The sequence below is a fragment of the Pseudomonadota bacterium genome (genome assembly GCA_030859565.1).
In the GTDB taxonomy this organism is placed as follows: domain Bacteria; phylum Pseudomonadota; class Gammaproteobacteria; order JACCXJ01; family JACCXJ01; genus USCg-Taylor.
The window spans coordinates 1-19,742 of sequence record JALZJW010000072.1 but is presented as its reverse complement, the minus strand read 5'-3'; the positions used below and the strand labels follow the sequence as shown (position 1 = coordinate 19,742).

The following is a 19,742-nucleotide window of genomic DNA, read 5'->3' as shown; positions in this document are numbered from 1 at the left end:
AGTTCAAGTCGTAAGCGAGGGATTCCAGCCGGTAGTCTGCCATCGCGATAGCGGTGGAATTGAAGGTATTGGTCTCCAAGATATCGGCGCCGGCCTCCAGATAAGCGCGGTGAATCGCGCCGATGATCAGCGGCTGGGTAAGCGTCAGTAGATCGTTATTTCCCTTCAAGGCGCTGGGGTGATGTGCGAAGCGTTTCCCGCGAAAGTCTTGTTCCTCGAGTCCGTAAGACTGGATCATAGTTCCCATGGCGCCATCGAGGATCAGTATGCGCTGACTCAGTGCGGATTGGAGTTGGTTTAGGCGTTGTTCTGGAGTGTAAGTGACTGCCATTGTGCTAACTCGATAAATCCAAAAAGCCCGGCTTGCGAAGGGTGCGCCGGCAAAAATCCACGATCGCCCCGAGGATCACTTGCAAGGCGTTATTGATGGCCGTCACCCCGCCTCTGGCATCCTCGGTGAGAGCGGATTCGGTCGCGCTGAAGACACGCGTGCCGAGGACCCGGTTCCTGGTCAAGTCGATGAGCTGGGCGCGGATCACGACCCGGCCCAGACTTGGCGAGATCAGGAACTCGTGATGGATCTGAACGATCTCGGTATCGATCCGCAGCTCCGCGATCGTACCGCTGGTTGCGGAGACGACCGCGTTAAAAAGTTTGGATTCTTGTAGCGCCGTCGTCAATAGGGGCTCTAACATCCGCGCCGGCTGATCGGCCCACGCGCTCTCGGCGTAGTAATCGACTTGCAGGGGATGACGCACATAAGCGATGCGCGCCCGGTCGTAACCCGGCCAAGCCTTGGGCGCCGAGACGAGCACGCTTAAGTGGTTTTCCCTCGGCTCGGCTTGCGTGTCGCTGGGCGCGGCCCTGAGCACATAGATTTGCGGCGGCTGATCGAGTGTGCGGTTGAAGACCGCACATCCGCTCAGAGCGAGCACGAGCAACACGCACGCATGCTTTACGGATATCGTCATTCGCCCGGCCCCCGGCGCACCCGCCGGCCGAACAAGAGGGCATTGGGATCACGTTCGATCGTCTCGGTCAAGCGCTGCAGATTGTCCACGAGTCGGCGCAGGTCAGTCAAAATCGGGGTGGTCTGCGCGGCGGCGCCACGCGAGAACCGCCCGAGATCGGCGCGGGTGTCGACGATCAGCTGGTCGAGATTCGTGGCCGTGCGATCGAAGGTGCCGAGCACGGAATCGATCCTTTCGGCACCCTTGCGTAGCGCGCTCAGGAGCGCCGGCAACTCCTGCGCCATGCGGGCGGCGTTGTCAAGGATGGCGCTCACGCGCACGAGGGTGGTCCCGATATCCTGGTCGCGGGTTGCGAGCCCGGTGGTGATGCGCTCTACGTTTTGCAACGTGTTGCTTAACGCGTCCTGATTTTCCTGGTTCAACAATTTTAGGATCTGCTTGGCAATCTTCTTGAATTCTTGCGCCAGCTCGGTGGCTTGCATCAGGCCGCTGGACGCGGAGGCGAGCAGCGACGGCCCGGTGCGGATCTCGGGGTAACGTTCGCCGGGACGAGCTACCAGGGGTGCAGAGTGGCGATTGCCGCCAGTCAGCTCGACAAAGGCGAGCCCGGTGATGCCGTAGACCGATAATATCGCCACCGTGTCGGCGTTAACCGGGGTGCCGGCCTCAATGTTGAGCAATAGCCGTACCCGCTCCGGGTTACCTTTGTCGAGGCTGATCTTGCGCACGAATCCAACATCGACGCCGCGGTACTTTACCGCCGCGCGGGGCGCGAGGCCGGCCACGGATTCGTACACGTACGCCACGTAGGTTTCATAGGTCTTATGATCCCCTTGGGCGCTCAGCCACACCGCGGTCCAGATCAATGCTGCGCCGAAGACGAGGACGAACAGGCCGACCAGCGTAAAGTTTACGCGCGGGTCCATGTGGAAGCTTGTGCGGCGGCCCGACCGCGCGGACCGGAAAAATAAGCGCGGACCTCGGGGTGCGGATGCGCGCTCAATTCAGCTATCGGCGCGAGAGCCACGACTTTTTTTTGCGCCAGGAACGCCACCCGATCGGTCACCCGCCAGAGGGTATCGAGATCATGCGTCACCAGCACCACGGTCAGCCCCAGGGATTCCTTGAGCTGCATGACGAGATCATCGAAGGTGCTGGCGCTCTGCGGATCCAACCCGGCGGTAGGTTCATCGAGGAATAAGATCTCCGGGTCGAGGGCTAACGCTCGAGCAACGGCCGCGCGTTTTAGCATGCCCCCGCTCAGCTCGCGCGGATACTTAAATGCCGCGCTCGCTGGGAGCCCGGCGAGGACGACCTTTAACAGCGCCAGCTGTTGCACGAGATCACGCGAGAGATCTGTATGTTCGTTTAGGACCAAGGCAACATTCTCCAACACGGTCAGGGCGCTGAACAATGCACCATGCTGAAACATCACGCCGATGCGCCGGCGCAGCTGGTCTAAGCGATTTTCGGGCAGCGCCAATACGTCGAATCCAAGGACCCGTAAGCTCCCGGAGGCCGGGCGCGTGAGCATATTGATCTCGCGGAGCAAGGTGGTTTTCCCGGAACCGCTGCCTCCCACCAGGGCAAACGTCTCGCCGCGTTGGACATCGAGGTCAATCCCGTCGTGGATGCAGACCTCTCCGAAATAGGTGCGTATATCCCGTGCTTCAATAATGTGCTTGCCAGACATCGCCATGGGTTTCAGGGAGACTATATCCCAAGCCAACTGTACAGGATTGAAAACGCGGCGTCAGCGACGATGACTAAGAAGATCGACTGAACTACGCTGACCGTGGTTTGGCGCCCGACGCTGTCGGCACTGCCCATGACGCGGAACCCTTGGAAGCACCCGACGACGGCGACGATCATTGCGAATACCGGGGCCTTGCCGATACCGAGGAGAAATGATCTGAGCGTGACTTCCCCGGGGATGCGGTCGAGAAAATCCAAGTAGCCCACGTCCAAGAGCATAGCCGCCATGACCATCCCGCCTAACACGCCGGCCGCATCGGCGACCAGCGTCAGAAGCGGTAGGGCGACCATCAGCCCGAGAATCTTCGGCAAGACGAGCAGCTCGAAGGGCGAGATACCGATGGTTTTCAAGGCATCGATCTCTTCCGTGACCTTCATCGTCCCAATCTCGGCCGTGTATGCCGACCCCGTGCGGCCGGCGATAATGATCGCCGTCATCATGGGACCGAACTCGCGGAACATCGTGAGCGTTACGAGCTCGACGATGAAGATGTTAGCGCCATAGCTTTGCAGCTGAAGTCCGCCCTGGTAAGCGATGACGATCCCAAGCAGAAAGGAGAGCAAGGCGACGATCGGGATCGCGCGCACGCCAGCACGTTCGATAGAGCTGAAGAACGCCCGCCAACGGATGCGTGAAGGTTTTCGGATGGTGCGTAGGAACGCGGCGCTCACCTCGCCGATGAACGTCAGCAAACCCCGGCTATGATCGAGGCGCTCAATAGTCTCTTGTCCTAGCCGCCCGAGGATGCCCAAAGCTTTGGGGATAGGCTCATCGTCGACGGTCTTGGTGCGGGCCTCGATCAGCTCCAAAAGCGCGCGGAACTCCTCGCGCAGACCCGTCAACTGCGCAGGCACGCCCTGCGCGGCATAGGTACGCAGCATCCGTTGCAGCAGCCAGGCCCCGTTGGTGTCGAGCGCGGTGATCCCGCTTGCGTCGAGGATCACCGGCCGCGACGCCGGCGCTGCGAAGCTTGTGTCCAAGAGCGCGAGATGGCGCATCGTCCAAGCACCAGTGAGGCGCAACTGTCCGGCTCGGAGGTCGATCTTCGCGTTCTCAGATTGCTCGGTCACGTCGTGCGCGGGCCGTTGCGATGAGGGTGTGACGGAGCGTTCAGGGCATTGGCGGCGACGGACTGTAAGCGGCGAAAATGCGAGCCCGGCGAGTATACTCGATCACATGTCCGGCACATCCAGAACTGGTTGTAAAGCCTTAATACTAGCGGAACTCGGCAATGGCTATATCCGCCGGTACAAGGGTGTAATCTCTTTGTCCTACATTGTCTCAGGCGCGGTCTCTTGGCAACAGGCGTCGGTCCGTGAATTAAAAAACCCGCAAATCTTATTACGGCGAGTTGTCCGCGTCACGCACCGTCGGGGTCGATTTTCCATACTCATTGGTGTAGGATTTAGCCCTATCGGTGTCTCGGTAAGGAACCAGAGCAATGGAACAAGCGTGTCAGGGTGCAGGGACGTCTATCGGCAAGCAAATGGCCGGCGGCGATGCAGCCGCTCAACGGCGCGGCTCCGATCGGCGGCGCCTATCCTGGTGGACCTTGACATATGGGTCTTGTTGGGGGTGCCGCGCGCGAGAGCGGCGGTACAACGGTGCGGCGGGTTACATCGACCGCTACGAGATGCCGCTGTTCGCCGTCTCGATCGGCGTCTTTATCCTAGGGTGCGTGGACGCCTGCCTAACGTTGCGTCTTCTAGCGGCAGGTGCGACCGAGGTTAATCCGCTGCTTGATGCCGTACTGCGCGCCGATACCGGGCTGTTTTTGGTCGTGAAATTCGTGCTGACAGCGATCGGTCTAGCGCTTCTAGTACTGCACAAAAATTTCACTGTTTTCTACTGCCTAAATGGGCAAATCATCCTTCAGATCATGTTCGCGATCTACGTTTGTCTTGTCGGGTATGAAGCGGCGTTGTTGTCGTTAATCGAAGCTTGAATGCAAACGGGCCGTGGGTCCCACGGCCCGTCGCCCCAGTTTCTTAGCTCGGCGAATCATGTCAATATGTCGGCGCTATCGTCTGCTCATGTGATTTCCGCTGCGCATCGCCTAAGGCTACAAAAACCTTGCCGTAGTCACTCTCAGATTCCTATTCCCCCCGTACCCATTCGTCAGCGCCCTTTAACATCGTGTCGGACGGGCTTCAATAATGTCGCCGAGCGGTTATTATTTGCGGTGCAAAATCATATGCAACGTTGAACAACGCAGTTTACTAACCACTGAAAAGGGATTTTTCTATGACGATCGAGACTGGGGCCAAACCGGGGAGAAGCTCGAAGCGACGCTAGATCAGGTTGTTGCCCTCCTTAATAAAAAAGATCTCGTCAGTGAGCTCACCTCGCGCCAGGCGACACCGCGTCACGAACTGTTACAAAGCTTATTGGTAAAGCAGCAACTGGCGGAAGTGCAGCGGCGGATCGCAAGTTCGTCCTGCGTACAATAGTATCAATCTCATTGAATAAAAGGATGTTTGGCATGCGTTATCGATCTCCCTCAATAGCCGCGATCGCGTTCGGAAAACTGGTAGCCGCGTTGTTATCTGGAATGCTGGGAACCCAGGTTGCGCATGCGGCGCTGCCTTGGTTCGGGAATGATCATCCAACCCTGGCGCCGATGCTGGAGCGGGTTACGCCCGCGGTCGTGAATATCGCCACCGAGGGTCGCGTTAAAATTCAGCAGAATCCGCTGTTCGAAGACCCTTTCTTTCGCTTCTTTTTCGGCGTTCCGAATCAACCTCGGGAACGCAAAACCCAAAGCCTCGGGTCCGGAGTCATCGTCGACGCGGGGCGCGGTTTAGTCATTACCAATGCCCACGTTATCGCTAATGCCGAGCAAATTACGGTCAAGCTGCGCGATGGCCGTAAGATCGAAGCCAAGCGGATCGGCAGCGATACGGAGACGGATGTAGCCGTGATCCAGATCCCGTCCGAGCGGTTGACGGCGCTGCCCATGGCGGATTCGGATCAGTTAAAAGTCGGTGACTTCGTGGTCGCAATCGGTAACCCCTTTGGCCTCGGGCAGACCGTAACCTCTGGGATCGTAAGCGCCCTGGGGCGCAGCGGGCTCGGTATCGAAGGATACGAAGATTTTATCCAGACGGACGCCTCGATCAATCCGGGTAACTCCGGCGGCGCGTTGGTCGACCTCGATGGCCGTTTAAACGGGATCAATACGGCGATATTCTCCGGTAGCGGCGGAAGTATCGGCATCGGGTTCGCGATCCCAATCAATATGGCGCGGCAAGTGATGGAGCAACTGGCGGATCACGGAGAGGTCCGTCGCGGGCAATTGGGTATCCAGCTCCAAGATCTGGATATTTCACTGGCCGAGGCGTTCGGTCTGGAAGATCAGCAAGGCGCGGTGATCGTGAGTGTATTGGAAGATTCGCCCGCAGCGAAGGCCGGTTTGAAAGCAGGGGATATCGTGGCCGCCGTGAACGATAGGAATGTCATTAATGCGAGTAGCGTGCGCAATATAGTCGGGTTGCTCCGCGTGGGTGAAAAGGTGCAGCTCGATGTGCTACGCAAGGGTCTGTTTGGACGCAACGAGCGGGTTGAAATTACCACGACGGTCGCAAGCCAGAGCAAGACAGGCACGAGTGGTGCCGCGCTTGAGAACCCGCGTTTAGACGGCGCTAAGTTCGGCGAGATCCCCAATGAAGCGTCCGCCTACGGTGAGGTGGAGGGTGTCATGGTGTACGAGGTAAAACAGGGGAGCCGGGCGTACCTCAGCGGTATTCGCGGAGGGGATATCATCTTATCCGTTAACCGCATTGCGGTGTCGAATGTCAACGAGTTCTACCACCTTGCGAATAAGCATAGAGGCGCGCTCCTGCTGCACGTCCTGCGTGGGGACAATGCGGCGTTTGTCGTCGTGCGGTAGTGTGTCCTCGGCTTAGTTCACCGCGGTCCAGCGGCCGCCGGTCCGCGGCGCTTTCCCTTCGATCGTCTCCGGGCAGCCATCGAGATTTACTTTAGCGGGGCTCGCCTGTAGGCGCTGCCGCCCCAGCCATCGTCTGCCATGAAGCTTGAGAGGGCAGCGACGGCAGCGCCTTGGTGCGGGTCAATTGATTACGTTATGTCCCCGGCCGCGCATGCAATTCGAGTAGGCGCGCTTGTAGTCTCCCTCGGTGTCATAAGCGTTGTGCGCGCCACTGCCGATGCCGCCCGTCGCCGCGCCAATCGCCGCCCCTGTACCCGGGCTGCCAACGGCAGCGCCGATGGCGGCCCCCGCCGCCGCGCCGATCGCGCCTCCCAGCAAGGTGCCTCTTACGGTCTCGCCACCTGTACTGCCCGCGGCCTGCTGTGCGATCTGCTTGCATTCAACAGTATCCGCCGTGATCCGTTCCGGATGGGGATCCCCGTAGGGATCAACAGTTGGCGCCCAGCCGGTTTGTGTTGCGCAGCCACTCAGTCCAATTGCCGCAATGAGAGTGCAGTGCTTGATCATGTGCATGGATGTTAACCCTCCTTTTCAGAGAAATAATAGAGTATGCGGTGCCGCTCCGAACGCAATGATAGCGGCGATATGACCTACGGCTTGAACAGGCGGCCGCCGGCTTGCGCCATACTCCCCGTGTGACCCTAACACCACACCTTGGACCGCACCGCGGGTCGAAGATTCTATGCTCAGGCGGGGTGCTTGGGGTAGTAGCCGTCCCGGAAACCCGGAGTTTCCGGCGCTGAGAGCCTGCCGCCACCGCCTTGCGCCCAACTGACCCTGGAACAGTCCGAAAATGGGGCGCATTTTCAAATGCAAGGGCATATCCTGATCGCTGTGGATGAAATCCTCAAAGCCGACGAGGACCTGACGCCATCGTTTTGCACTGTCTGAGGATGAGTGTTAAATTCCCGGAGTGTTCCTTGCCTCGGTGAGGAAATGCATTCCACGGACAATAAATCGATGAGAGTATTACCCGAGATCTGAATCGGTAGCGAGCGATGGTGGCGAGTGTCAAAGAGGGTATCCTCTCGGCGCGGGCTCAGCACCTGTTCAGGCTGCTGGTGGAACGCTATATCAGCGACGGTCAGCCGATCGGATCGCGTACGCTCGCGCGCGACGCCGGTATGGATCTGAGTCCAGCCACGATAAGAAACGTGATGGCCGATCTCGAGGATCTCGGCCTTATCCGCTCGCCCCACACTTCGGCGGGGCGGGTGCCTACGACCCGCGGCTACCGGTTTTTCGTCGATTCGCTATTGACTGTGAAAGCGGTATCTCAGCAAGAAGTAATGCGCTTGCACGCGGATTTGGGTACCGAGGACGATATCAATCGCCTGCTCGCCAAGACCTCCAACCTATTGTCGGAAGTCACCCGGCTTGCGGGCGTGGTCATGGTCCCGCGCGCCGAGCACCGGGCGTTGCGGCACGTCGAGTTCGTAAGGATGTCCGATACGCGCGTCTTGGTGATCCTCGTGATTAACAGTAACGAGGTGCACAACCGCGTGATCTGCACCGCGCGGACCTATTCGGAATCGGAATTGCAGCAAGCCTCGAACTACCTCAATCACGTCTTTGCCGGGAGAGAGTTGTTCGAGGTCCGCGATCAGCTCGTCGCCGAGATGAGCAGCGCCCAACAAGAGATGAACCGGATGATGCAAGCCGCGGTGGAAATGGCGCAAAAGGTCTTCGAGACGCCGCATGACGACTATGTGTGGGCCGGCCAAACCAATCTGATGGGCATCGAGGCCTGGGCGGATATAGCGAAGCTGCGGCAACTTTTTGAAGCCTTCAGTCAGAAGCATGAAATACTGCATCTGCTAGACCAGGCGTTAAACGCCCAAGGCGTGCAAATATTTATCGGCGACGAATCCGGATATGAGTTTCTGGATGATTGCAGTCTGGTCACTTCGACCTATTCCGCGGATGGAAGGGTGCTGGGCGTCCTCGGCATCATCGGCCCCACGCGCATGGCTTACGAGCGCGTCATCCCCATCGTCGATGTCACCGCCAAGGTTCTCGGCTTGGCCTTGAAATCCCTGAATTGAACCCCATTGTGAGAATCAATTTTATCGGGGCGGGACGCTCTCATAAAAAAAGCCCGCCGGAATTCAGCCACGTGTTTGTCCAATGAACTAAGCGAGGATGTTGCCGTGAGTGACCAAGAGGCGAATAAGAACGCCGTGCTTCAATCCGAGACGCTGGCACAGCCGGCCTCGGAATCCGCGAAAAGTATTCACCGCGATCCGGCCGCGCCGGGAGAGGAGTTGTCCATAGACACCGTACCCAGCGTCGATGCATTGCAGAGTGCGCTCGGCGAAGCGGCGCGTAAGGCCGACGAGTATCGGGACGAGCTGTTGCGAGCGAGAGCCGAGCTTGAAAACGTCATCAAACGGTCGAGCAAGGAGGTCGTCAATGCGCAAAAATACGCGCTGGAGCGGTTTGTCGCGGACCTGCTTCCGGTCAAGGATAGCCTAGACTTGGGCCGGGCCGCGTCCAATCAATCCGCGGATGTCGCGGCGATCCGCGAAGGTTTGGATCTCACCGTAAAAATGTTGGAAGCGACGCTGAGCAAGCATGGCATCAAGGCGATCGAGCCCCAAGGTGAACGCTTTAATCCGGAGTTACATCAAGCCATGACCGTGCAAGAATCGAAGGATTCGGCTCCTGGAACCGTCCTCGACGTGGTGCAAAAGGGCTATTCGCTCAACGATCGGCTGCTGCGGCCGGCGATGGTAATCGTCGCCAAAGCGCCCGACGATCGCCCGGCGCCCGGGACAAACTAGCCGGTGGCGCCAGGTTATGCCTTGAAAATCCTATCTTAGTCCCCATGTTGCCAACCAGCGAGCGGGCTCTATTCGCAATCTAAATTCGTAACTTCTGGAGATTCGGGTAATGGGAAAGATCATCGGTATCGACCTCGGTACGACTAACTCCTGCGTGGCCATCCTGGAGGGCGGAACGCCGAAGGTTGTGGAGAATAGCGAAGGTGGCCGTACAACGCCGTCCATCGTCGCGTTTACGACGGACAACGAAGTATTGGTCGGTCAATCGGCCAAGCGGCAAGCGGTGACCAATCCCCACAACACGCTCTTCGCGGTGAAGCGTCTGATTGGACGGCGCTTCACTGACGATGTCGTTAAACGCGATATGAACCTGGTGCCGTATAAGATTGTGCGCGCCGACAATGGCGATGCATGGGTCGAGGCGGGCGGGAAGAAAATGGCCCCGCCCGAGATCTCGGCGCGGGTCCTGATCAAGATGAAGAAGACCGCGGAAGACTACCTCGGCGAGGAGGTCAAGGAAGCCGTGATCACGGTCCCGGCGTATTTCAATGATTCACAGCGGCAAGCCACCAAAGATGCGGGCCGGATCGCCGGGCTCGAGGTCAAACGCATTATCAACGAGCCGACCGCCGCCGCCTTGGCCTATGGCATGGACAAGAAGCGCGGGGATGCCAAGCTCGCGGTCTACGATCTCGGGGGTGGAACCTTCGACATATCGATCATCGAGATCTCCGAGGTCGATGGCGAGCATCAGTTCGAGGTTCTCTCGACCAACGGCGATACCTTCCTCGGGGGCGAGGATTTCGATCGGCGCATCATCGATTATGTCGCCGACGAGTTCAAGAAAGAACAAGGGGTGGATCTTCGCAATGACCCCTTGGCGCTGCAACGGCTGAAAGAGGCAGCGGAGAAAGCCAAGATTGAGTTGTCCTCGAGTCAGCAGACCGACATCAATCTCCCTTATATCACGGCCGACGCCAGTGGCCCGAAGCATCTCAATCTAAAGCTGACGCGCGCCAAGCTCGAATCCTTGGTCGAGGACATCATCATGAGCACCCTCGATCCCTGCAAGACAGCGCTGAAAGATGCCGGCCTCGGTGCGGGGGACATCAACGAGGTGATCCTGGTTGGGGGTCAGACCCGCATGCCCAAGGTCCAGGAGGTGGTCAAGGCCTTGTTTGGCCGCGAGCCGCGTAAAGACGTCAATCCGGATGAAGCCGTTGCGGTGGGCGCCGCGATCCAAGCGGGTGTCTTGGGCGGAGAGGTCAAAGATGTGTTGTTGCTCGATGTCACGCCGCTGTCGCTCGGGATCGAGACCCTGGGCGGCGTCAGGACGAAATTGATCGAGAAAAATACCACGATACCGACGAAGGCGGCGCAGGTGTTTTCGACCGCCGAGGATCATCAGACGGCGGTGACGGTCCACGTGTTGCAAGGCGAACGGGACATGGCGTCCGCCAACAAATCCCTGGGCCGGTTCGATCTGACCGATATCCCGCCGGCGCCGCGCGGTATCCCGCAGATCGAAGTGACGTTCGATATCGACGCCAACGGCATTTTGAACGTGTCGGCCAAGGACAAGGCCACCGGAAAAAAGCAGTCGATCGTCATCAAGGCTTCGAGCGGTCTAGCCGAAGGGGAGATCCAAAAAATGGTGAAGGATGCCGAGGCCCATCGTGAAGAGGATCGCCGTTTCCACGAGCTGGTAAACGCTCGGAACCATGCCGATACGCTTGTCCATGCGACCACCAAGTCGTTGCACGATCTCGGCGATAAGGTATCAGCGGAGGAGAAACAAGAGATCGAAGCGGCGCTCGACGAGGTGAAACAGGCATTGAAAGGCGATGACAAAGACGCCATCGAGGCCAAGGTACAGCGTCTCTCCGGTCTGGCTGGAAAGATCGCCGAGCGGGCGTACAAGGAGGCCGGCGCCGAGCCGCAGCAGCCCCCGGTATCGGAAACTCCGGGCGGTAACGGCGCGGCCCGCGCGGACAACGTGGTGGATGCGGATTTTGAAGAGGTCAAGGAAGACCGCAAGTAACGGCCGGAGTGGGTAGTTTAGGAGATTCCGCAAGCCGCGGCATCCATGCAGTTCCCGAGCCCTCTCCGCGCTAGCGCGAGCCGGGCTTAGCTTATTTTAATAAACGAGCATGGCAAAACGCGACTACTACGAGGTCCTGTCCGTCCCGCGCAACGCGACGGAGTCGGATCTGAAAAAAGCATATCGCCGCCTGGCGATGAAACACCATCCTGATCGTAATCCCGGTGATCGAGCGGCGGAGGAGCAGTTCAAGGAGGCAAAGGAAGCCTACGAAATACTAGCCGACGCGAGAAAGCGCACGGCTTACGACCAGTTCGGGCATGCCGGAGTCGATCCTGCAGCGGCGGCGGGTGGATTCGGGGGCGCGGGTAGCTTCAGCGATATCTTCGACACCGTTTTCGGAGACATTTTCGGCGGGGGGGGCCGGGGCGGGACGCGTGTCAACCGCGGCGCGGATCTCGTTTATGACCTGGAGATGAGTTTGGAGGATGCCGTAGCCGGCGCTACGACCGAGATCGAGGTCCCGACACTCGCCCTATGCCGCACGTGTAATGGATCCGGTGCGCGTTCCGGCAGCGGAATGGTCAACTGCTCCACCTGCGGAGGCCACGGCGCGGTGCGAATGCAACAAGGATTTTTCTCGGTTCAGCAGACCTGTCCGCGTTGCCGGGGCACTGGGAAAGTGATTCGAGACCCGTGTGGCTCCTGTCACGGACACGGGCGTATCAAGCAGCATAAGACATTGGCGGTTAAAGTGCCCGCGGGCGTCGATACCGGGGATCGGATCCGTCTGTCAGGCGAAGGTGAAGCCGGCGAACACGGCGGTCCGGGGGGTGATCTCTACGTTAACATTCATGTCAAGAAGCATCGCATCTTTACGCGCGAGGGATCGGATCTCTATTGCGAAGTTCCGATCGGTTTTGTTACCGCGGCCTTGGGGGGGGATCTCGACGTACCTACGCTCAACGGCCGCGTGACGCTGAAGATCCCGGCGGAAACACAAACCGGTAACGTATTTCGCCTCAAAGGGAAAGGGGTCAAATCCGTGCGTGAGCGCGAGACGGGCGATCTTCACTGCCGGGTCGCGATTGAAACCCCGGTGCATCTTAATTCGGAACAAAAAGATCTGTTGCGCGCTTTCGCGGGCACGATGAAAACCGGGCGCCATAGCCCGCAGGAAAGCTCGTGGCTCGACGGGGTGAAGCGGTTTTTTGACGAGATGAAACTTTGAGCGCGGTTGCTCCGATCCGGGTGGCGGTGGCGGGTGCCGCGGGGCGCATGGGCCGGACCCTGATCGAGGCCTGCCGCGACGCGCCGGATATTGAGCTTTGCGCCGCGCTCGAATGCGCGGGATCGCCCTATCTAGGACAGGATGCGGGGATCGTGGCGCGGGGCCCGGGGATCGGGATCCCGATCACCCCACAATTGGAGGAAGTCTTGAACACATTCGATGTGCTGGTCGAATTCACCGTGCCTGGTGCGACCCGCCATCACCTCTCGCTCTGCCGCGCCGCCCGGCGGCGCATGGTGATCGGGACCACGGGCATCCCCGATGCAGACTTGGCGGCGATTCGAGAGGCCGCTCATGACTGCGCCATCGTGTTTGCCTCCAACATGAGCGTGGGCGTGAATTTGTGTTTTAAGCTCCTAGAGACGGCCGCGCGCGCGCTGGGACCGGACTATGATGTCGAGATCGTCGAGGCGCACCACCGGCATAAAGCCGATGCTCCCTCGGGCACGGCGCTCAAGATGGGCGAGATCGTGGCGCGAGGCTTGAATCGCAATCTTGCCCGATGCGCGGTCTACGACCGCCGTAGTGCGGCCGGACCGCGTCCCGCAGAGGCCATCGGATTCGCGAGCATTCGCGCGAGCGATATCGTCGGTGAGCACACGGTGCTGTTCGCCGGCGCTGGGGAGCGCGTCGAGATCGTGCACAAGGCCACCGACCGCGGTGTCTTCGCGCACGGCGCCTTGCGGGCGGTGCGGTGGATCTCACGCCGTGAGCCTGGCCTATTCGACATGCAGGATGTCTTAGGTTTGCGGGCCGTCAATCCGCCCTAAACATTCATCTCCCCGCCCGCGTCCGAACACACGGTGAGATCGGGGGGCTATAGAGGCATCACGCGTTGGAATCGCTAGGCTAATTCAATACAATAGAAATCTCATTAGCGGGGGTTGCCGGCGGGTGACACCCGTTTTTCACATGCGCTGTTATAAGACGATGGAAAACGTACCTGCCCTGCTAGCCCTCGAAGACGGATCATTGTTTCATGGTGAGTCCATTGGCGTGAGTGGCCGGACGGTGGGCGAGGTCGTGTTCAACACGGCTATTACCGGCTACCAAGAAATCCTCACGGACCCGTCGTATTATCAACAGATCGTCACGCTGACCTATCCCCACATCGGCAATGTGGGGGCAAATGAGCACGATGCCGAGTCGGCTCGGGTTTACGCCGCCGGGCTGGTGATCCGCGACTTGCCGCGAACGCGCAGCAACTGGCGCGCGCAGGTGTCGCTTCAAGACTATCTTGGACAGAACCGCGTGTTAGCCATTGGCGCTATCGATACCCGCAGGCTCGTGCGCATCTTGCGTGACAAGGGCGCGCAGAATGGATGTATCGCGGCGGGGCACGGCATCGACGCGCAAGCGGCGATCGCGGCCGCGAGATCGTTTCCCGGACTTCAGGGCGCCGATCTTGCCAAGGAAGTGACGACCGCGAACCCGTACCATTGGCAAGACCCGAGTTACCGCTTCCATGACGACGAGGAACCGCGGGATGCGCTGGCGGCGGACCAGGCGCGGTATCAGATCATCGCCTACGATTACGGCGTCAAGCAAAACATCCTCCGACTGCTTACCGATCGCGGATGCCGTATAACGGTGGTGCCGGCTCAGACCCCCGCGAGCCGGGTATTCAGCACGAAGCCCGACGGTGTTTTTCTTTCCAACGGCCCGGGCGATCCCGAGGCGTGTGATTACGCCATTCGCGCAATTCGCGAGATCGTGGATGCGGGCGTTCCGGTATTCGGGATCTGTCTCGGCCATCAGTTGCTGGCATTAGCTTGCGGAGGCCGCACCGTGAAAATGAAATTCGGGCATCACGGCGCCAATCATCCGGTGCAAGATCTGACGACCGGCAAAGTCATGATCACCAGCCAAAACCACGGGTTTACCGTGGATTCGGAGCGCTTACCGCCGGCGTTGCGGATCACCCACCGATCCTTGTTCGACGGAACGATTCAAGGGATCCGGCATGCCTCTCAACCCGCCTTTGGCTTTCAGGGCCATCCGGAGGCGAGCCCCGGTCCCCATGACGTGCGGACGCTCTTTGACCGTTTTATTGATCTCATGGCTCAGCGTTAGCTTAAAGCACGTCGGAGATGAGCTTGAGACTATCGCCACACCCTGCCTTCTGCGTGCAGGCGCAGCCTTGATGCCGAAACGCGCCGACCTTGAAAGCATTTTGATCATCGGCGCCGGCCCCATTGTGATCGGCCAGGCCTGTGAATTTGATTACTCGGGGACCCAGGCCTGCAAGGCGCTTCGGGCCGACGGCTATCGCGTCGTGCTGGTCAATTCCAACCCCGCCACCATCATGACCGATCCGGAGACGGCGGACGCAACCTATATCGAACCCGTACGCTGGCAGACGGTGGCGCGCATCATCGAACGCGAGCGGCCGGACGCCTTGTTGCCGACCATGGGCGGTCAAACCGCCCTCAACTGCGCGCTCGATCTCGCGCGCGAAGGGGTGCTCGAAGCATTTGGCGTGGAGCTGATTGGAGCGTCCCGCGATGCGATCGATAAGGCCGAGGATCGCGAGCGCTTCCGCGAGGCAATGCATCGCATAGGATTGAGAACACCGCGATCCGCGATCGCGCATAGTTTGGAAGAAGCTTTCCAGGTTCAAGCGAGCATTGGCTTTCCCGTCATCATCCGGCCCTCGTTCACGCTCGGCGGCACCGGAGGTGGCATCGCGTTCAATCGCGAAGAATTCACCGAGATTTGCGAACGCGGCTTGGATTCCTCTCCGACCCGCGAGATCCTGCTCGAGGAATCGGTGCTCGGATGGAAAGAGTTCGAAATGGAGGTGGTCCGGGACCGGAAGGATAACTGCATCATCGTCTGCTCCATCGAGAATCTCGACCCGATGGGAATTCATACCGGCGATTCCATCACCGTCGCACCCGCGCAGACACTCACCGACAAGGAATACCAGCGGATGCGGAACGCGGCGATCGCGGTGTTGCGCGAGATCGGTGTCGATACCGGCGGCTCCAACGTGCAGTTTGCCGTGAACCCGAAGGACGGTGCGATGGTCGTGATCGAGATGAACCCGCGGGTGTCGCGGTCCTCGGCCTTAGCCTCCAAGGCCACCGGATTTCCCATTGCAAAAGTCGCCGCGAAGCTCGCCGTCGGGTATACGCTCGATGAGTTGGCCAATGACATCACCGGCGGGGCCATACCCGCTTCGTTCGAGCCGGCCATCGATTATGTCGTGACCAAGATCCCGCGCTTTGCATTCGAGAAATTTCCGCAGGCCAATTGCCGCCTCACGACGCAGATGAAGTCGGTCGGGGAGGTGATGGCCATGGGACGCAGCTTTCAGGAATCATTGCAAAAGGCCATCCGCGGGTTGGAAACCGGCCGCACCGGCTTCAACGAGTGCCTCGACCCAACTAGCCCGGACGCGCAGGAGGTGCTCCGCTACGAGCTCTCGGTGGCGGGTTGCGACCGGCTCTGGTATGTCGGGGATGCCTTCCGCATGGGGCTGGGGATCGCCGATGTCCATGATCTCACTCGCATCGATCCGTGGTTTCTGGCGGAGATCGAGGATGTCGTGCGGGAAGAGGGGATCGTACGTGAGCAACACCTCGCCGCGCTCGATGCGGCCAGGTTGCGAATGCTCAAGCGCAAGGGGTTCTCGGATGCCCGCCTGGCCGATGTCCTTGGCGCTCGCGAGGAGCAGATCCGTGCGCTGCGCGACCGCTATGGCATCCGCCCCGTGTATAAGCGGGTCGATTCTTGCGCGGGCGAGTTTCGCGCCACGACGGCCTACATGTATTCGACCTATGACGAGGAGTGCGAGGCGCGACCCACCGATCGCGACAAGATCGTCATTTTGGGCGGCGGCCCCAATCGCATCGGGCAAGGGATCGAATTCGACTATTGCTGCGTGCAAGCGGCCTTAGGCCTGCGCGAGATCGGATGCGAGACGATCATGGTAAACTGTAACCCCGAGACGGTATCGACCGATTACGATACCTCCGATCGCCTGTATTTCGAGCCGGTAACGCTGGAAGACGTGTTGGAGATCCTCGCGATCGAGAAGCCCAAGGGAGTGATCGTGCAGTACGGCGGGCAAACGCCGTTGCGGCTTGCCAAAGCGCTGGCCCAGGCGGGCGCGCCGATTATCGGCACCTCGCCGGACTCGATCGATGTGGCGGAGGACCGCGAGCGTTTCCGGCAACTGTTGCTGCGCCTCAATTTGAAGCAACCGCCGAACCGGACGGTTATCCGGACGCAAGACGCCCAGGCGAGCGCGAAGGAGATAGGTTATCCGCTGGTGGTGCGTCCATCCTACGTACTCGGCGGCCGAGCCATGGAGATCGTGTTCAACGAGGACGACCTCGAGGCCTACATGCAGCGTGCCGTGGAAGTCTCCAATGCATCTCCGGTGCTGCTCGATCGCTTCCTCGAACGCGCCATCGAGGTGGATGTGGACGCGGTCTGCGACGGCGCCGCGGTTCTCATCGGCGGGGTTATGGAACACATCGAGCAAGCAGGCGTGCATTCCGGGGATTCCGCTTGTTCGCTTCCACCACACAGTCTTTCAGCGCATGTAAAAACACGGTTGCAGGACCAAACTCGGCGGCTCGCACGCGCGCTCGGGGTCATTGGGCTCATCAACGTTCAATTTGCCATCCAAGGCGACGAGATTTACATTCTCGAAGTCAATCCCCGGGCCTCCCGCACGGTGCCGTTCGTCTCCAAAGCCACCGGCTTACCGCTCGCGCGCATGGCGGCGCAATGCATGGCGGGCCGCAGTCTTGCCGCGCAAGGGATGAGCCGCGAGCGGGTGCCGAGTTATTATTCGGTTAAGGAGGCGGTGTTTCCCTTTGTCAAGCTTCCAGGCGTCGATACCTTGCTCGGGCCGGAGATGAAATCCACGGGCGAAGTGATGGGGATCGGGCGGGATTTCGGCGAGGCGTTCGCGAAAGCGCAGCAAGCGGCCGGCATGGATTTACCGAAGCGCGGCCGGGTATTCATCAGCGTGCGCGATGGCGATAAGGAACAGGCGGTGGAGCTGGCGCGATATCTACGGCAGTTGGGCTTCGAAGTCGTCGCCACCCGCGGAACGGCGAAGGCGATCAACGCCGCGGGGGTGCCCTGCATGATGGTCAATAAGGTGCTGGAAGGACAGCCGCATATCGTGGATATGATCAAGAACGATGCGATTGATTTGGTGGTGAATACTACCGAGGGAAAGCGGGCGATTGCCGATTCAGCGACGATCCGTACTTCGGCCTTGCAGCGCAAGGTCGCATACACGACGACGATGGCGGGCGCCCTGGCGATCCTCGAGGCGATCCGGCACGGAAACGTGGAGACCGTCAATAAGCTACAGGATCTACACCAGGAGTTTCCAGCGTGAGCAGACCACCGATCACCCGTACCGGGGAGCGCAAACTTAGGGAAGAATTGCAAAAGCTTAAGAATGACGCGCGCCCGCGCATTACCCAGGCGATCGCGGAAGCGCGCGCCCACGGCGATCTCAGTGAAAACGCCGAATACCACGCCGCGCGGGAACAGCAAGGTTTTATCGAGCGCCGGATCGCGGCGATCGAAACCAAGCTCTCGCAGGCGCTGATCATCGATGTTGCGACACTCAACGCGCGTGGTAAGGTCGTCTTCGGGGCCACCGTCGAGATCATGAATTTAGGCACGGAGGAGGTCGTTACTTATCAAATCGTCGGTGAAGACGAAGCCGATATCAAGATCGGTTTGATCTCGGTGGGATCGCCGATTGCGCGTGCATTAATAAGCAAGGAGATCGGTGATACCGCGCTGGTTCAGGCCCCCGCCGGCGCCGTGGAGTACGAGATTCTGGATGTGCGCTATGAAGCGTCGCCCTGCGAGTAAACATTTCCCGAACGCGGCATGCCGCATGCGCCATGGCGAAAAGCAGTAGCAGCCACCGATGGCTCAGGGAACACGAGACCGATCCCTACGTCAAACTCGCTAAAAGGAGCGGATTTCGGTCGCGATCAGCGTTCAAGCTCCTAGAGATCAACACGCGGGATCGGTTATTACGCAAAGGCATGAAGGTGATTGATCTCGGCGCCGCGCCCGGGGGATGGAGCCAAGTCGCTGCGGAAGCGGTCACCCCGAAGGGGCAGGTTATCGCGGTCGACCTGTTACCCATGGATCCCATTCCCGGCGTGACCGTCGTCGAGGGTGATTTTTCCGCGGCGCATACCGCACAGCGCGTAATGGAAATCATTGGGTGTTCCAAGGTTGACTTGATTTTGTCGGATCTCACCCCCAACTTAAGCGGAATAAGGTCGATCGATCAGCCGCGGATCATGGCGCTTGGGGACGGGGTTTACCGTTTCGCGGAACAGGCGCTGAAACACGGAGGCGATCTCTTGATTAAGTTGTTCCACGGCGACGGTTTTGAGGCGTTCATTCAGTCCATGGGCAAGTCGTTCAAGAACTTGTTTATCCGAAAACCCGGGGCTTCCCGCGACCGATCGAATGAGGTATACCTCGTGGGGCGCTCGTTTCGTCACTAGAGACTGCGTTTTTGCGCAGCGAGCACGGCTCACCGATGAAACAGTGTCCGTCGCCGCGCCGAGATGCCTTGATTTTTAACTACCGACTTCTTACGCTCTCTTAATATTGTAATGGACGGTTTAAGCTCGACGGAGCACCGAAGTGAATGATATGGCAAAGAACTTAGTGTTGTGGGTCGTCATAGCCCTGGTCTTGATGGTCGTGTTCAATAATTTCGGGCCTCGGCAAAGCGCGGGCAATCATGTGGACTACTCGCAGTTTATCGCCGATGTAAAAAACGGAGGTGTGGATCAGGTGCTCATCGAAGAGAGTACGATCTACGGGAAGATGTCGGACGGGAACAATTTCGTTACCTACAGTCCCGAGACGGACAATGCGCCGTTGATAGGATTGTTATTGGATCATGGGGTGGAGATCGAGGCGCGGGCGCCGGAGAATCAGGGT

19 protein-coding genes are annotated in these 19,742 nt (G+C 59.4%); 13 read left to right on the top strand and 6 right to left on the bottom strand.

The genetic code is table 11. From position 1 onward, the window contains the following. From M3436_11890 to M3436_11870, 5 genes are all read right to left on the bottom strand, one after another. A partial coding sequence (locus tag M3436_11890) for a homocysteine S-methyltransferase family protein (GenBank protein MDQ3564803.1) occupies positions 1 to 331 on the bottom strand: 331 nt, incomplete at its 3' end. A gap of 4 nt (positions 332 to 335) precedes the next feature. After that, positions 336 to 971: an ABC-type transport auxiliary lipoprotein family protein gene (locus M3436_11885; GenBank protein MDQ3564802.1), complete on the bottom strand. Its 636-nt coding sequence runs from the start codon at positions 969 to 971 to the stop codon at positions 336 to 338. Further along, the gene (locus tag M3436_11880) at positions 968 to 1,897 is read right to left on the bottom strand and encodes an MCE family protein (protein ID MDQ3564801.1); all 930 of its coding nucleotides are present in this window, start codon (positions 1,895 to 1,897) and stop codon (positions 968 to 970) included. Before M3436_11880 ends, M3436_11885 begins: the two co-directional genes overlap by 4 nt. Then, entirely contained in the window at positions 1,882 to 2,670 is a 789-nt protein-coding gene (locus tag M3436_11875) for an ATP-binding cassette domain-containing protein (GenBank protein ID MDQ3564800.1), read from the bottom strand. Before M3436_11875 ends, M3436_11880 begins: the two co-directional genes overlap by 16 nt. 14 nt (positions 2,671 to 2,684) lie before the next feature. Next, positions 2,685 to 3,797 carry an MlaE family lipid ABC transporter permease subunit gene (locus M3436_11870; GenBank protein ID MDQ3564799.1) on the bottom strand — a complete coding sequence of 371 codons (1,113 nt, stop codon included), beginning with the start codon at positions 3,795 to 3,797 and terminating at the stop codon, positions 2,685 to 2,687. A gap of 371 nt (positions 3,798 to 4,168) precedes the next feature. On the opposite strand from M3436_11870, the gene M3436_11865 reads away from it, so the two are divergent. The 3 genes from M3436_11865 to M3436_11855 all read left to right on the top strand — a co-directional run bounded on the left by M3436_11865 (position 4,169) and on the right by M3436_11855 (position 6,616). Further along, positions 4,169 to 4,672, top strand: a complete 504-nt coding sequence (locus M3436_11865) for a DUF5658 family protein (protein ID MDQ3564798.1) — start codon at positions 4,169 to 4,171, stop codon at positions 4,670 to 4,672. A 211-nt stretch (positions 4,673 to 4,883) separates the two neighbouring features. Further along, the gene (locus tag M3436_11860) at positions 4,884 to 5,177 is read left to right on the top strand and encodes a hypothetical protein (GenBank protein MDQ3564797.1); all 294 of its coding nucleotides are present in this window, start codon (positions 4,884 to 4,886) and stop codon (positions 5,175 to 5,177) included. A gap of 32 nt (positions 5,178 to 5,209) precedes the next feature. Further along, positions 5,210 to 6,616 carry a Do family serine endopeptidase gene (locus M3436_11855; protein MDQ3564796.1) on the top strand — a complete coding sequence of 469 codons (1,407 nt, stop codon included), beginning with the start codon at positions 5,210 to 5,212 and terminating at the stop codon, positions 6,614 to 6,616. Positions 6,617 to 6,796: 180 nt separating this feature from the next. On the opposite strand, the gene M3436_11850 is transcribed toward M3436_11855, so the two are convergent. Then, the gene (locus M3436_11850) at positions 6,797 to 7,189 is read right to left on the bottom strand and encodes a glycine zipper family protein (protein MDQ3564795.1); all 393 of its coding nucleotides are present in this window, start codon (positions 7,187 to 7,189) and stop codon (positions 6,797 to 6,799) included. A gap of 485 nt (positions 7,190 to 7,674) precedes the next feature. Between M3436_11850 and hrcA the strand changes: the two genes are divergently transcribed. From hrcA to M3436_11800, 10 genes are all read left to right on the top strand, one after another. Next, positions 7,675 to 8,721 carry a heat-inducible transcriptional repressor HrcA gene (gene hrcA, locus M3436_11845; GenBank protein ID MDQ3564794.1) on the top strand — a complete coding sequence of 349 codons (1,047 nt, stop codon included), beginning with the start codon at positions 7,675 to 7,677 and terminating at the stop codon, positions 8,719 to 8,721. Positions 8,722 to 8,826: 105 nt separating this feature from the next. After that, positions 8,827 to 9,459, top strand: coding sequence for a nucleotide exchange factor GrpE (gene grpE / locus M3436_11840; protein MDQ3564793.1), 633 nt, complete (start codon positions 8,827 to 8,829; stop codon positions 9,457 to 9,459). A 109-nt stretch (positions 9,460 to 9,568) separates the two neighbouring features. Beyond that, complete coding sequence (dnaK, locus tag M3436_11835; GenBank protein MDQ3564792.1) at positions 9,569 to 11,500, top strand: molecular chaperone DnaK; 1,932 nt, start codon at positions 9,569 to 9,571, stop codon at positions 11,498 to 11,500. 109 nt (positions 11,501 to 11,609) lie between these two features. After that, positions 11,610 to 12,731 carry a molecular chaperone DnaJ gene (gene dnaJ / locus M3436_11830; protein MDQ3564791.1) on the top strand — a complete coding sequence of 374 codons (1,122 nt, stop codon included), beginning with the start codon at positions 11,610 to 11,612 and terminating at the stop codon, positions 12,729 to 12,731. A gap of 47 nt (positions 12,732 to 12,778) precedes the next feature. After that, on the top strand, positions 12,779 to 13,561 hold the full coding sequence (dapB, locus tag M3436_11825; protein ID MDQ3564790.1) for a 4-hydroxy-tetrahydrodipicolinate reductase: 783 nt from the start codon (positions 12,779 to 12,781) through the stop codon (positions 13,559 to 13,561). Positions 13,562 to 13,721: 160 nt separating this feature from the next. Continuing rightward, on the top strand, positions 13,722 to 14,864 hold the full coding sequence (gene carA, locus M3436_11820) for a glutamine-hydrolyzing carbamoyl-phosphate synthase small subunit (protein MDQ3564789.1): 1,143 nt from the start codon (positions 13,722 to 13,724) through the stop codon (positions 14,862 to 14,864). A 70-nt stretch (positions 14,865 to 14,934) separates the two neighbouring features. After that, entirely contained in the window at positions 14,935 to 18,156 is a 3,222-nt protein-coding gene (gene carB / locus M3436_11815) for a carbamoyl-phosphate synthase large subunit (protein ID MDQ3564788.1), read from the top strand. Beyond that, on the top strand, positions 18,153 to 18,644 hold the full coding sequence (gene greA, locus M3436_11810; GenBank protein ID MDQ3564787.1) for a transcription elongation factor GreA: 492 nt from the start codon (positions 18,153 to 18,155) through the stop codon (positions 18,642 to 18,644). The genes carB and greA overlap by 4 nt, the downstream gene beginning before the upstream one ends. 32 nt (positions 18,645 to 18,676) lie before the next feature. Further along, positions 18,677 to 19,297: an RlmE family RNA methyltransferase gene (locus M3436_11805; GenBank protein ID MDQ3564786.1), complete on the top strand. Its 621-nt coding sequence runs from the start codon at positions 18,677 to 18,679 to the stop codon at positions 19,295 to 19,297. A 151-nt stretch (positions 19,298 to 19,448) separates the two neighbouring features. Further along, positions 19,449 to 19,742 (top strand): ATP-dependent metallopeptidase FtsH/Yme1/Tma family protein (locus M3436_11800; GenBank protein ID MDQ3564785.1); only part of this gene is annotated, 294 nt, incomplete at its 3' end.

Excerpts from the sequence above, each read along its gene's own strand:
- M3436_11885 (MDQ3564802.1), bottom strand. The coding sequence starts at position 971 with ATGACGATATCCGTAAAGCATGCGTGCGTGTTGCTCGTGCTCGCTCTG.
- M3436_11880 (MDQ3564801.1), bottom strand. The coding sequence starts at position 1,897 with ATGGACCCGCGCGTAAACTTTACGCTGGTCGGCCTGTTCGTCCTCGTC.
- M3436_11875 (MDQ3564800.1), bottom strand. The coding sequence starts at position 2,670 with ATGGCGATGTCTGGCAAGCACATTATTGAAGCACGGGATATACGCACC.
- M3436_11865 (MDQ3564798.1), top strand. The coding sequence starts at position 4,169 with ATGGAACAAGCGTGTCAGGGTGCAGGGACGTCTATCGGCAAGCAAATG.
- M3436_11860 (MDQ3564797.1), top strand. The coding sequence starts at position 4,884 with ATGTCGCCGAGCGGTTATTATTTGCGGTGCAAAATCATATGCAACGTT.
- M3436_11855 (MDQ3564796.1), top strand. The coding sequence starts at position 5,210 with ATGCGTTATCGATCTCCCTCAATAGCCGCGATCGCGTTCGGAAAACTG.
- M3436_11850 (MDQ3564795.1), bottom strand. The coding sequence starts at position 7,189 with ATGCACATGATCAAGCACTGCACTCTCATTGCGGCAATTGGACTGAGT.
- hrcA (MDQ3564794.1), top strand. The coding sequence starts at position 7,675 with ATGGTGGCGAGTGTCAAAGAGGGTATCCTCTCGGCGCGGGCTCAGCAC.
- dnaK (MDQ3564792.1), top strand. The coding sequence starts at position 9,569 with ATGGGAAAGATCATCGGTATCGACCTCGGTACGACTAACTCCTGCGTG.
- dnaJ (MDQ3564791.1), top strand. The coding sequence starts at position 11,610 with ATGGCAAAACGCGACTACTACGAGGTCCTGTCCGTCCCGCGCAACGCG.
- dapB (MDQ3564790.1), top strand. The coding sequence starts at position 12,779 with ATGGGCCGGACCCTGATCGAGGCCTGCCGCGACGCGCCGGATATTGAG.
- carA (MDQ3564789.1), top strand. The coding sequence starts at position 13,722 with ATGGAAAACGTACCTGCCCTGCTAGCCCTCGAAGACGGATCATTGTTT.
- carB (MDQ3564788.1), top strand. The coding sequence starts at position 14,935 with ATGCCGAAACGCGCCGACCTTGAAAGCATTTTGATCATCGGCGCCGGC.
- M3436_11805 (MDQ3564786.1), top strand. The coding sequence starts at position 18,677 with ATGGCGAAAAGCAGTAGCAGCCACCGATGGCTCAGGGAACACGAGACC.